The 12,352-nt window shown below is 64.6% G+C and carries 8 protein-coding genes; 6 read left to right on the top strand and 2 right to left on the bottom strand.

The window, feature by feature from the left end:
• Positions 1-25 precede the first annotated feature (25 nt).
• The gene (locus DVB37_RS13205) at positions 26-970 is read left to right on the top strand and encodes a sigma-54-dependent Fis family transcriptional regulator (RefSeq protein WP_120157479.1); all 945 of its coding nucleotides are present in this window, start codon (positions 26-28) and stop codon (positions 968-970) included.
• Between the two features lie 104 nt (positions 971-1,074).
• Complete coding sequence (locus DVB37_RS13200) at positions 1,075-2,568, top strand: RNA polymerase factor sigma-54 (RefSeq protein WP_162941209.1); 1,494 nt, start codon at positions 1,075-1,077, stop codon at positions 2,566-2,568.
• Between the two features lie 236 nt (positions 2,569-2,804).
• Here DVB37_RS13200 and DVB37_RS13195 read toward each other — a convergent pair whose 3' ends face one another.
• Together DVB37_RS13195 and DVB37_RS13190 are read right to left on the bottom strand one after the other, a co-directional pair.
• Positions 2,805-3,161 (bottom strand): hypothetical protein, encoded by a 357-nt coding sequence (locus DVB37_RS13195; protein ID WP_046807588.1) that lies wholly within the window; start codon positions 3,159-3,161, stop codon positions 2,805-2,807.
• A 218-nt stretch (positions 3,162-3,379) separates the two neighbouring features.
• Positions 3,380-6,385 (bottom strand): PAS domain S-box protein, encoded by a 3,006-nt coding sequence (locus tag DVB37_RS13190; protein ID WP_120155527.1) that lies wholly within the window; start codon positions 6,383-6,385, stop codon positions 3,380-3,382.
• 454 nt (positions 6,386-6,839) lie between these two features.
• On the opposite strand from DVB37_RS13190, the gene DVB37_RS13185 reads away from it, so the two are divergent.
• The 4 genes from DVB37_RS13185 to DVB37_RS13170 all read left to right on the top strand — a co-directional run bounded on the left by DVB37_RS13185 (position 6,840) and on the right by DVB37_RS13170 (position 12,349).
• Entirely contained in the window at positions 6,840-7,160 is a 321-nt protein-coding gene (locus DVB37_RS13185; protein WP_120155524.1) for a flagellar transcriptional regulator FlhD, read from the top strand.
• Positions 7,161-7,434: 274 nt separating this feature from the next.
• On the top strand, positions 7,435-9,558 hold the full coding sequence (locus DVB37_RS13180) for a type VI secretion system Vgr family protein (protein ID WP_120155522.1): 2,124 nt from the start codon (positions 7,435-7,437) through the stop codon (positions 9,556-9,558).
• Positions 9,559-9,560: 2 nt separating this feature from the next.
• Entirely contained in the window at positions 9,561-10,535 is a 975-nt protein-coding gene (locus DVB37_RS13175) for a hypothetical protein (RefSeq protein ID WP_120155519.1), read from the top strand.
• Complete coding sequence (locus DVB37_RS13170) at positions 10,532-12,349, top strand: toxin VasX (RefSeq protein ID WP_120155517.1); 1,818 nt, start codon at positions 10,532-10,534, stop codon at positions 12,347-12,349. Before DVB37_RS13175 ends, DVB37_RS13170 begins: the two co-directional genes overlap by 4 nt.
• Positions 12,350-12,352 lie beyond the last annotated feature (3 nt).

The following is a 12,352-nucleotide window of genomic DNA, read 5'->3' as shown; positions in this document are numbered from 1 at the left end:
TGCGCCCGCGTCTTCGGTCGTCCCCATGGACGTCACCGGCATGTCTGCTGTCATGCAGAAATTGGCAACCCAGTTGCAGCTGGCGGCGGCCACCGACGCCAGCGTATTCATCGTGGGAGAAAGCGGCGCGGGCAAAGAAATCATTGCCCGCGCAATCCATGACGCCAGCGAACGGCGCGCCGCGCCGTTTGTCGCCGTGAACTGCGGCGCCATCAGCGGCACGCTGGCCCATGCCGAATTGTTCGGCCACGAGAAAGGCAGTTTTACCGGTGCGGTTGCGCAGAACGCGGGCTATTTTGAGTACGCCAGCGGCGGCACCTTATTCCTGGACGAAGTCACCGAGATGCCGCCCGACATGCAAGTGCATTTCTTGCGTGTGCTGGAAGCGGGAACGTATCAGCGCGTGGGCGGCACCGACCTGCTTCGCGCAAACGTGCGCATCATCTGCGCCAGCAACCGCGACCCCGCGGCCTCGGTGGCCGACGGCAGGTTGCGCCAGGACTTCCTGCATCGCCTGCTGGTCATCCCCCTTCGGGTACCGCCGCTGCGCGAACGCGGCGATGACGCGCTGATCCTGGCGCAGCGCTTCCTGGACGGTCTGAACGCGCAATATCAAACCGAGAAAACGTTTTCGAAGCGCATGCTGGACGCCATCGCCCAGCATGACTGGCCGGGCAATGTGCGCGAACTGCGTAACGTTGTGCAGCGCGCCTTCATTTTGTCGGACACGCAGCTGGACACCAACCTGCTGGCCCGCCCTGCCACCAGCCAGCACGCCGAGATGCGCGAAGGCGCGATGAACTTTCCGGTGGGCATGCCTTTGGGCCAGGCGCAGCGCGCCTTCATCCTGGCGACGCTGGCCCACCACGGGGGTGACAAGCGTCTGGCGGCCGACACCTTGGGCGTCAGCTTGAAAACCCTGTACAACCGTCTGGACGTCTACGAAAAAGAAGGTTTGTCGGGAGGCTGAGCAGTTCTTACCGTCGGCTTGTAATACGGTCGCTGCGACAGGGCCGCAAGCCTCGCGCCTACGCCCGAAAATCGACCTGGCACGGATCTTGCATGTGTCCTAGGATGCGCCGCCCTTCGGCGGCTTTCATCCAGGAGACTCGATTGGGCCACCCCTCGCAAGAATTGCGCCTGCGCCAACAAATGACGCTTGCGCCGCGCTTGCAGCAGTCTGTCAAGCTGCTGCAGATGTCGGCGCTTGAATTCACGACCGCGGTGGAACACGCGCTTGCCACCAACCCCTTTCTGGAAGATGGCGACGAGCAGGACACCGAACCGCTGCCAAACGGCGATTCCATCAAACCCGGCAATTACGGGGACGAGCCGTCGGCCATGGCCGACGCCGCCCCGCCCTCGCCATCCGAGGCCGATGAGCCTTTGCCTGACGCCCCTTCCTATTCCGGCGACTATCCTACCCAGCTGACGGGCGGTGGCGACGGCAAGGACATGGGGCAATGGGTCTGCGCATCGGTATCGATGCGCGAGCGCCTGTCCGCGGACTTGGGCAACTATCACCTGGAACCGCGCGACCGCCTGCTGGCCGAATTCATTATCGACGCGCTGGACGACGACGGCTACCTGCGCGTGCCGCTGATGAGCCTGTGCGATCCGGAGCACGCCGGTTTCAGCCCGCCGCCAGACGAAGGCGAATGGACGGCCGCCCTGCGCCTGGTGCAGCAGCTGGACGCGCCGGGCCTTGCGGCGCGAGACCTGACCGAATGCCTGTCGCTGCAATTGGCGGCGGCGCAGTCGGTCGAACCCCACGTGCGCGACCTGGCCTTGCGCATCGTGCGCGAGCATCTGGACCGCCTGGGCAAGAACGATTGCGTCGGGCTGCGCCGTTTGCTGGGCTGCACCGATGAGCAAGTGCGCGAAGCGTGCGCGCTGATCCGCAGCCTGGATCCCAAGCCGGGGTCGCGCTACAGCGCTGAAGCGCCGGTGTACGTGGTGCCCGACGTGTTTGTGGACAAATGGCATTCGCGCTGGCGCGTGCTGCCCAACCGCCACGCCATGCCGCAGGCACGGCTACATCGCACGTACGCCGACCTGTTCCGCCGCGCCCGCCTGGATGACCGCAGTCCGATGGCGCAAGAGCTTCAGGAGGCGCGCTGGCTGGTGCGCAACGTGGAACAGCGCTACACGACCATCCAGCGCGTGGCCGAGGCTATCGTCAAGCGTCAGCAGACGTTCTTTGAATATGGCGAAGTGGCGTTGCGGCCGCTGATGCTGCGCGAAGTGGCGGATGATCTGGACATGCACGAATCCACCGTGTCACGCGCCACCGTCGGCAAGTACATGGTGACTCCGCGCGGCGTCTTTGAATTTCGCCACTTCTTTTCGCGCGAGCTGGCCACGGAATCGGGCGGCTCGTGCTCGGCCGCGGCGGTCCGCGCGCTGATCAAGGAAATGGTGGATGCCGAGGACCCGACCATGCCGCTGTCCGACGTTGCCCTGACGCAGCAACTGGCCGCCAGCGGGATCTTGCTGGCACGGCGCACGGTGTCCAAGTATCGCGGGCAATTGCGGGTGCCGCCGGCGGAATTGCGCCGTCAGCATTAAGAGGCGGTCGCCACGCAAGCGGTCGTGCAGGCCGCAGCGTGCGCCTGCTGGAAGCCACGCGATAACACGCGATAACACGCGATACATACCGGCCACGCTTCCTGGAAGCCGTGGCCGGTTTGCTAAAAAATGGTGTTTCAGTTTGCCGGTTCGCATAAAAAAGAAGGCTTCCCGTGGGAAGCCTTCTGCTCGAACGGCGCGACGGCGGTAGTCAAGACCGCCGTCAACGTCAGCCGTTACTTCGAGCCGCCAGTGTTCGGATAGCCCGGAGGCGGCGTGGCGCCTGCGCCCGGCGTGCGGGGCACGTTGTCGTTGGCTTCACGAGGACGCTTCGGCGTTTCGTCGGAGTGCTTCTTGCCCGACGACATGGTGCCGCTTTGGTGAGTGGCGGGCGGCTTGGTCCCGGTCGAAGGCGTCGCGTTGGGCGCCGGAGCCATCTGGCCCGGAGGCTGTGCGCGGTTCGGCTGCGCGGCGGTGGCGTCATTCGGCGTGGAGGACGGCGTGGTCGGGTTGGCCGATTGGGCCATTACCGCGCCGGCAGACGTCAAACCGGCTGCCAATACGAAAGCGCAAGTCAAAGCACGAGATTTCATAGTCAGACTCCTTTGTGGAAAAGCCCAGACCTATGAGCAAGCTGCGTTCCCGCCCCGCTTTCCCACCGGGCTTTTTCCTTGCGGCACCGCTACTCGCCTGGTCTGTTGCCAGACCGGGTATTTTTTACCGGCGATTGCAGTGGGGACATGCAGTGGGGACATGCAGCGGGGGACAGCAGCCCGGTGGCGAGGCCGCGCACGCCACCGGGCCGGTGTGACTACGCCGGACGAGCGTTCTCTGCGTCTGCGCGGGACTCATCAAGCATCCGCTGCACACGTTCACCCAGGACTTCAAGCGAAAACGGTTTCACGATGAGCTCGATGCCGTGCTCCAGAAAGCCCCCGCCCCGCGCCGCGCTTTCGGCGTAGCCCGTCATCAGCAAGACTTTCAACCCCGGGTGCGCGGCGCGCGCCGCATCGGCCAGTTGGCGGCCATTCAGGGCAGGCAGCCCCACGTCCGTCACCAGCAAGTCCATGTCGTGGGTATGCAGGACCAGTTCCAGCCCCGCCTCCCCGTCGGCGGCCGTCAACACCTGCATGCCAAGTTCAGCCAGGCATTCGCGCACCATCTCGCGCACATTGGCGTCGTCTTCCACCACCACCACCACCGACGGATTCGCGGCATCCTGGGCGCGGTGCGCGGCGGGTTCGTGGCGCAGCGTGGCGTCGGGCGCGCCTTCATAGCGGGGCAGCAGCAGCCGGACGGTCGTGCCCTGGCCCACGCTGCTTTCAAGCGTGGCCGTACCGCCCGCCTGCTTGGCAAAGCCGTAGATCATGGACAAACCCAGGCCGGTGCCCTCGCCCAGCGGCTTGGTGGTGAAGAAGGGGTCGAACGCGTGGGCCAACACGTCTGGCGGCATGCCGCAACCCACGTCGCTGACCGACACTTCCACGAATTGCCCCGGGCTGATGCCGGGAAACGGACGGAGCGTGGTTTCGTCCAGGTGCGTATTGCTGGCGGCCACGGTCAGCGTGCCGCCATTGGGCATGGCGTCGCAGGCGTTGATGACCAGGTTGAGCAGCGCATTTTCAAACTGGTTCCGGTCGCAACTGACCGTCCACAGATCGGGTTGCAGATTGAATTGCAGCTGCACCCGTTCGCCGGTGTAGCGATGGAACAGGTCGGCCATCGATTGCAACGTGGGCGCCACGCTGAAGGGCTTGGGGTCAATGGGTTGGCGCCGCGAAAACGTCAGCAGCCGCTGGGTCAGGTGCGCGGCCCGGTTCGCGGAATCCATCGCCACGGTGATGAAGCGCTGGGCCTGCTCCGGCGTGCCGGCGGCGAGCTTGCGCTGGATCAGGTACAAGGCGCCCGTGATGCCCTGAAGCATGTTGTTGAAGTCGTGCGCGATGCCGCCGGTCAAGCGGCCCACGGCTTCCATTTTTTGAGACTGCCGCAGCGCCTGTTCGGTGTCGCGCAGCGTTTCGGCCTGCACCTTCAAATCCGTGTCGTCGCGCCCGGTCATGTAAAGGCTGTCTTGCGACCAGGACATGCTCCAGGTAATCCACCGATACGTACCCTCGCGCGTCAGCAGCCGGTTTTCCATATGGCGCACGGCCTGCGTCGGGTTGCCCTGGGCGGCCTGCGCAATCGCCGCGCGCGTGGCGGCCTGGTCGTCCGGGTGGATCAATTCGGTCAGCCCCATGGACAGAAACTGTTCCGGCGTCCAGCCCAGGATGGGCCGCACGGCCGGGTTGACGCTGACGAAACGATCCTGCCCGTCCACCACCGCCAGCAACTCGGGCGACAAGCGCCAGATCCGGTCGCGTTCCGCGATGGCGTCCTCCACGCGCTGCTCCAGCGTGCGGGCGTATTGCGAGCGCTCGACCGCGTCGCACAAACGTTCGGATACCTCTTCGATGAAGGCAATGTCGCCCGGCTTGAGCCGGCTGCCTGCCTGCGGGCGTACCCACAGTGCCCCGTCCTGCCGACCCCAGCGGCGCATGGGCACCACGATGGCGGACGGCCGAACTTCACCATTCTGTTCGGCCACCATGGGTTGCAAATGCGCCGTGCGCCCCTTGCGCATCGCCGCCTGGAATTCTTCACCGAGCTGCTCGGGCGACAGCGCTTCGCGCGTTGCCAGGTCAGACTCGGACCGCCAACAAGCGGACAGCGTTGCCGGCTCGGTGTCGCCCGGCCAGTCCACCACGGCGACCAAACCCAGCGCCAGGTGCTGGCCCAGCCCCGCGCAAGCCGCATATTCGATCTCTGCCTGATGGTGCAATTCGCGCATGCGGTCCACCAGCGACAACAGGAAATTCTTGCGATGTTGTCCTTCCCAGAGTTCGGTTTCAGCGGCCTTGCGGGCCGTCACATCCAGGAACAACGCCATCATGCAATCATCGCCGTCCTTGCGGGCGCGGGCCTCGTACCACGCCTCTTTGGGCCCGGGCACGGCAAATTCAAACTGGGTGGGCTGCCCGGTTTCCACGACCTGGGCGAAGGCGTCCATGATCTGGCCCGGCACGCCGGGGATCATTTCGCGCAGCGTATGGCCCAGCGTGTCGCCCTCTTTCATGCCGCTTTGACGTTCAAAGGCCGGGTTGACCTCTAAAAAGCGGAAGTCCACGATGCGGCCGCTTTCGTCGCGCAACGCCTCGCTAAGAAAGAAGGCCTCTTGCATGCCGTCGAACATGGCGCGCCAGCGCTCGCCGCTGGCGCGCAGGGCGGCTTCGGTCAGGTGCCTTTCAATGGCCAGCGCGGCGCTGCGCGTCACCAGCGCAATGGCGTCGATGTCATGGGCGGACGGCGAGCGCGCCACCCCGTAGTAATTCGAAAACACACCCAGCAGGCGCCCGTCCGGCGCCTTGATGGGCGTGGACCAGCAGGCGCGCAGTCCGTGCGCCAGGGCCAGCTCACGCCAGGGCTCCCAGTCCGGGTGCGACGCAATATCCTCGGCGTACACGGGGTTGCCCGTGTACGCCGCGGTGCCCCACGAGGCCATGTTCGGGCCAATGGCGGTGCGCTGCACTGCCACGCTGAACTCGGGCGGCAAACTGGGAGCGGCGGTGTGCACCAGATATTTTCCGGTGTCATCCACCAGCGCAATGGCGGCCCGCAGCTGTACGCTGGACTGGGCCTCGATGGCGTGCAGTACGTGCTCCAACACGTGCGCAAGCGGCATACCGGCCGCAATGCGCTGCAACATAATCCGTTCATCTTCCAGACGGGCGAGCGTATCGGTCCACGGGAGGGATACGCGATCCTGCTTCTTCAACATTTCTGCCCCTTTACCAGCCAGTACTGTATTGCGGGGCCCCGCCGCGATGGCGAAACCCAAGGTAACGCAACGCTACCGATCCTGCCCCGTCCGGCGCCTCGGGTTTGTCCACCTGGCGCACTGATCGCTGTGCGCGCGTTATGCATGTGATGATCCCGCACCCGCCAGTATGCGCCGTCGCGCCAGCATCCGGCTTGGCTAGTGGAGGATACGCGCGGCGCAGGCGGTCATCAATCCGGCGCAATGAGACGCCTTCTTTTTTGCGGCACGTCGGCCGGCTCCCCGACGACAAGGGAAATCCATTACTGACGCGTCCCGATGGCTTAAATATGATCGACAGACCATATCGGCACGGCAACCCGCCCCGGGTCTGCAATAGACGTTCGCGTCAGAACGCCGCGCGCCTTTCGCTCCGGTCGCGGCCGGCAAGCGGACTCCACGAGATGAGCGCCCGATGCCGAATTCGACCGAACTTCTGCGCGATATCCACGAAACCAACCTGATGTACCTGTTGCTGCTGCAACGCATGGCGCGCACCTGCGACGCCACGACGCTGGCCGGCATGCAGATGTCTCCGCGCGCCTGTCAGTGGCTGGCCGATCTGGAGCCGCACGCGCTGACCCGGCTGGCGCGCAGCAGCGTGCTGCTGGCACAGCTGAACGTAGCGCCGCACCTGCTGCTGTCTGCGCTGAGCCGAGGCATGGACGCAACGCTGGCCGCCCGTGGCGAGGCGGCGGCCATCCCGCCGCAAGCGGCGTTCAAGACCGAGGTTTGACGGCTTGGCGCGGGCCGTTTGCGGCCAGCCGAAGGCGCCGGGCCAGAATTGACCCGATCGAGCCAAATCTGGCCCACTCTAAGCCATTGATTCATAGATGCTTATTTTTTATCGAGCCAGATTTGGCCTGATTCGTGGGAAAAACTCGGGAATTCGAGCCCCATCGGCTGGTGCACGCTTGACGTAAGCCTCCTGATTTTTACGCAAGTCGATGATCTGAAAGGCTTTATTTTGTTGGCTCGTGGCTTGGCACGGATGTTGCATCAGCCCTGCCATGGCCCACTCATCCGACCTGCGTTTTACCTTCGTGCCCGCTGCCCGTGGCGTGGCGTTCGACGTTATTGAATTCACGCTGGACGAGGCGCTGTCCGAGACCTATCGGTTGGACCTTGAACTATCCAGCTTCGACCCCGCCATCGACTTTGGCGCGCTGCTGGATCAAACAGCGTTGTTCACGCTATGGCGGGGCGATGCGCCCGTGCGCCACGTGCACGGCATCGTCACGGCCTTCGAGCAAGGCGACACCGGCTTTCGGCGCACGCGTTACCGCGCCGTGGTCGAACCGTCGCTGGCGCGCGCGGCGCTGTGTTCGGATTGGCGCATCTACCAGCAACTGTCCGTGCCGGAAATTTTGGCCGATGTCTTCAAGCGCCATGGCATTACCGACTACGAACAGGTCACCACCAACCACCACCTGGTGCGCGAATACTGCGTGCAGGCCGGCGAAACCGATCTGGATTTCGTGGCGCGCCTGGCCGCCGAAGAGGGCTACTTTCACCGCTACGCCCATACCGAAAATTCCCACCGCCTGATCCACGGCGACCGCATCTACATCCATGGCGAGATCGCCGGCGGGCCGGTCCTCTACAACCCCACGCCAGGCGGCGATCAACACCAGCCCGCATTGCATCGCTTCGTCTACACCGAACAGCTACGTACCGCCCGCCAGACGCAACGCGACTACACCTACACACACCCGCAGTACGACCAGGAACACACGCACGTCGCCGCCGACCTGCAACACCAAGACGGCCGCTACGAGCGCTACGACTACCCCGGCCGCTACAAGCGCGACGAGGCAGGCAAACCCTTCACGCAAAGCCGCCTGCTGGGCTTGCGCCGCGATGCGCGCATGGCCCAGGTGCACGGCGACGATGCGCGACTGATTCCCGGCGTGGCGTTCGACCTGACCGGCCACCCGCGTGATGACTGGAATCACGGCTGGCGCCCAGTGCGCATGCGCCACCACGGCATCCAGCACAGCAGCCAGGAAGAAGACGGCGCGGGCGCTGAACAAGGCACGCGCTACGGCTACACCGCCGACATCGTGCCCGACAAGGTCGATTGGAAACCCGCGCCCAGCCGCAAGCCGCTAGTGGACGGCCCGCAGATCGCCAGCGTGGTCGGCCCGCCCAATGAAGAAATCTATTGCGACGAATTCGGCCGCATCAAGGTGCAGTTTCCGTGGGACCGGCTGGGGCAGAACAACGAACACAGCTCGTGCTGGATCCGCGTGTCGCAAAATTGGGCGGGCGCGGGCTGGGGCCACATGGCCATCCCGCGCATCGGCCAGGAAGTCATCGTCAGCTTTCTGGATGGCGATAGCTCGCAGCCGATCGTCACGGGCAGAACGCACCGGTCGATCAACCCGCCGCCCTACGAGCTGCCGCGCCACAAAACGCGCATGACGATCAAAAGCCAGACCCACAAGGGCGAGGGCTATAACGAGCTGCGCTTTGAAGACGAACGGGATCAGGAAGAGATCTACGTTCACGCGCAAAAAGACCAGAACATCCACGTCAACCACAACGAGACCACCTTCGTCGGCAACGACCGCAGCGAACAGGTCGAGCATGACGAAACCATCACCATCGGCCACGACCGCAGCGAATCGGTGGGCAGCGATGAACAAGTCCACATCGGCCAGGACCGCCGCCACACCATCGGCCAGGACGACTTCCTGACCATCGACCGCAACCACACCATCGCCACCGGCCGCGACCGCACGGAAGACGTGGGCAACAACCGGCGCGACAAGACGGTGGCCAATCACTGGATCGAAACGGGCGGGCATGTGGAACATAAGGTCCAGGGGCATTTTCAGGTACATGCGGGCGAGCGGATCGAGGGCAAGACGGTGACACTGGAATTGCAGGCGGCGCAAAGCGTGGTCATCAAGGGGCCGGGCGGCACCATCAACATCGACGATTCGGGCATCACGCTGGACGCAGGCGCCCTTGTATTCAAAGGGCCCATCAATCAGCAATCCGGCGCAGCCAGCGGCCCGTCGATGGCGGGCGCCGCTACCCCGGGGCTTGCCATGGACCTGCTCTGCGCATTGCGCGCCGACGGCACCTGCCCGCGTGTGCCCTGCCCTTGCGGCATGCAAGGAGCCTGACGATGTCCTTCCCGGAACATGCCGGCTGGCCCCGTCAAACCGTCCGCGTCGTGCAAGCGCCCAGCATGGACAGCCTGGCCGACGATCGCGCGAGCGCGGATACGGATTCTTGCCCTGGCTACGGCTCTGCCTCTGCCTGGCTTTGGTTGGATGGCGCACAGTCTGCCACGCTGGAACACGAGGTGTCGTCATTGCAGTCCGGCGTGGATCGTCACTGGTTATGGCGCGGCACCGATTGGGAATACCAGCCGCCGGGGTATCGCCATGGTCCGTTGCTGACGCCCGTCACCGCGCCGCTGCTGCAAGCTTTTATTGACGATTGGGCCCCCAGGCAAATGGGTGTGCTGTTGTTTGCCGGCGATGACGCGCCGGCAAGTGCACACTTGAAGCACCTGCGTCTGATGCGGGCGCCCGATGGCTTGCCCATGCGATTCAACCTGACGGCCACGCGCCAGTTGGAAGAGCTTTGCGAAGGTCTGCCTGCCGATCGCTTGGCGCAATTGCTGGGGCCGATACAAAGGCTGATCTGGCGCACCGCCGACGACGCGGGCGCGCTATGGCTGCAAGCCGATGTTCCTGTTCCGAATGAAACCGCGCCCGACCCTAGGGGCTTTGCGTTGTCGGCGGCTGAGGAAGACGCGGTCAACCGCGCCAGCTTTGCCTGCTTCATGCGCGAGGCCGTGCGCCGCCACGTGCCTGCCGATATGGTGACCAAGCACCCGGCCGCCCACGCCAAGCTGCTGCATCAGATCGCGCTGTTTACCGACGAAGCCGGGCTGATCAACCTGCGGCTCGAACGCGACATTCATCACTACATCGAATTGCGCCTCTACTTTCCCCAATTGCCATTCGAGAAAGATGCCGAATTGCGCGCCAATCTGGCCCGCCGCGACGAATCCGGGCTGTTGCGCCTGAACCACGCTGAACACCGCTTGAACACGATCACCGCCGCGATGGCATCAGGAACGCAATCATGATTCATCTGCAATGTCCCAAGGCGCTGCAACCGCCCCACCCCAGCGCCAAGATACTGGGCAAGGCGATATCCCCGCCGCCTTGCCAGCGTGGCATCCCCTTGTATCCCTTGCGCTATGGCATCACGGACAAGCCCTTTGATGCCAAGGTGTTCCCTACGCTAAGTACCGTCGGCTATCCGGCGTTGAGCGAGGGCAAAGCCTACGGCTTGCGGGTACTGCGGCCACGCAGCTATGTCTACCTGTTTGTGCGCCAGAGCGGACGCATGTGGACGATCCACTATCAGGTCACAGACAACATCCGCTTCGCGCCTATCTGGTGGACCGAAGCCGACTACAAAGGCGACGTGCCGGGCCGCGCGGCCGTACCGGACGAAACGGGCGCAGCGCGCTACCTGCTTGCGCCTCCTGACCTGCAAGACGAGACCGTGCATGTCATGGTCAGCGACACGCTACTGAGCCACGCCGCGCTATGGGCCATTGAAAACAACAAAGAAACTTGGCGCAGCCTGCTGGCCACCCCCGTAAAAATTGCGGGCGGCAAGCAAGCGCACGTCTTTCCCGCTACCTTGCTGCCAGAAGTCCGCGAGCTGTCCCAGACCGTGCTGCGCCAGTATCCCTGGAGTGAAAGCCGGCCACACACCGACGGCGTCCTGTCCACCCAGAACGCCATGACGGCCGCGACGCGGCCCCGCACGGACATCCAACCCCAAGCCGTTGTCGTGCAGGATCTGGCCGGGATGCTAAGTGAATTGAACATGCTGGTGGGCAGCAGGCTGGCGGATTTGCAGACCTACGGCGCCGACGCGGCTCACAAGCTGCGGGTGTCCCAGATGATCGATCAGTTGGGCAATCTGGCCGGCGATGAGGCCGGACACCAAACCCTCCGAAATGACCCTATCGGCAGCGCCATGGGGCCGGGTATCACCGGCCCGGACGTCCTGGCCTCTCGCGACCGCGCCAACCAGGCGCGCCTGGCCGCGTACCGCAAGCGCACTATGCACGCTCGAAATGCCGCACGCGCCCACTTCGTCGAACACCACCCCAAGCAGCTGCAAGCGCACGCCGACGACGTCGTCCGTGCCGCCGCCGATCTTTGGGCGTTGTTCAACAGCCAGCGCAAAGCCTACGACGCCATCGTCGACGTGCACGCGCCCGACACCCAGGGCTATCTGGACCTGCGCTGCCTTGCGGGGCACACCCTGCCCGCCCTGATCCACTGCACAGCCGGCAAGGACTTCTTGCTGGCGCAAGTCGAACCCGACGGCCCGGTGGGCTTATTGCAAAAAGCCGTGCTGGGCGCGCCGGAAGTCGTCAGCTACGCCAAGCTGGCCAGCGGCACCGTCCGCCAGGCAGCGGTCAATGCGTCCTTGGCCGCGCTGCAAAAAGTGCTGGAGACGCTACCGGCGGACGGCGCATCCAGTCAGCTGAGCGTGATGCTGGGCGCCTTGGTCGCGCACGGCCAATTGAAATCGCCCGGCGCATTCTGGACCAGTGTGTACCGCCCGATCATGGAAGTGCTGGACGGCGCCCTGGCGCGCGCCCACGACGTACCGCTGCGCGAAGTGGGCAATTGGGTGCGAAACAGCATGGGCCTCACCGGCGTCAACGGCTTTCGTCCACAGACCGTCGACCGCGCCGTGCAGACCCTTGTCACCTTGTATGACACCGAAGACGTGCAGGAGCGCGTGGAGCAATGCCGAAAATTGCCCGGGCGCTTGCGCTTCTGGCACAACCCCCCGCCTGGCGCTAGGCGGCGTCGCGGCGTTCGCCACGGTCTACAGCGCGGGCGAAGCATTCAAGGCGCTGGGGCGTGAGGA

The sequence above is a fragment of the Achromobacter sp. B7 genome (genome assembly GCF_003600685.1).
Classification (GTDB): domain Bacteria; phylum Pseudomonadota; class Gammaproteobacteria; order Burkholderiales; family Burkholderiaceae_B; genus Achromobacter; species Achromobacter spanius_B.
The sequence above is the reverse complement of the archived record's forward strand: the minus strand, read 5'-3'. Positions and strand labels throughout refer to the sequence as shown.

Coding starts and splice junctions, on each gene's coding strand:
- DVB37_RS13170 (WP_120155517.1), top strand. CDS start 10,532: ATGATTCATCTGCAATGTCCCAAGGCGCTGCAACCGCCCCACCCCAGC.
- DVB37_RS13195 (WP_046807588.1), bottom strand. CDS start 3,161: ATGAAATCTCGTGCTTTGACTTGCGCTTTCGTATTGGCAGCCGGTTTG.
- DVB37_RS13205 (WP_120157479.1), top strand. CDS start 26: ATGGACGTCACCGGCATGTCTGCTGTCATGCAGAAATTGGCAACCCAG.
- DVB37_RS13180 (WP_120155522.1), top strand. CDS start 7,435: ATGGCCCACTCATCCGACCTGCGTTTTACCTTCGTGCCCGCTGCCCGT.
- DVB37_RS13175 (WP_120155519.1), top strand. CDS start 9,561: ATGTCCTTCCCGGAACATGCCGGCTGGCCCCGTCAAACCGTCCGCGTC.
- DVB37_RS13185 (WP_120155524.1), top strand. CDS start 6,840: ATGCCGAATTCGACCGAACTTCTGCGCGATATCCACGAAACCAACCTG.
- DVB37_RS13200 (WP_162941209.1), top strand. CDS start 1,075: ATGCGCCGCCCTTCGGCGGCTTTCATCCAGGAGACTCGATTGGGCCAC.
- DVB37_RS13190 (WP_120155527.1), bottom strand. CDS start 6,385: ATGTTGAAGAAGCAGGATCGCGTATCCCTCCCGTGGACCGATACGCTC.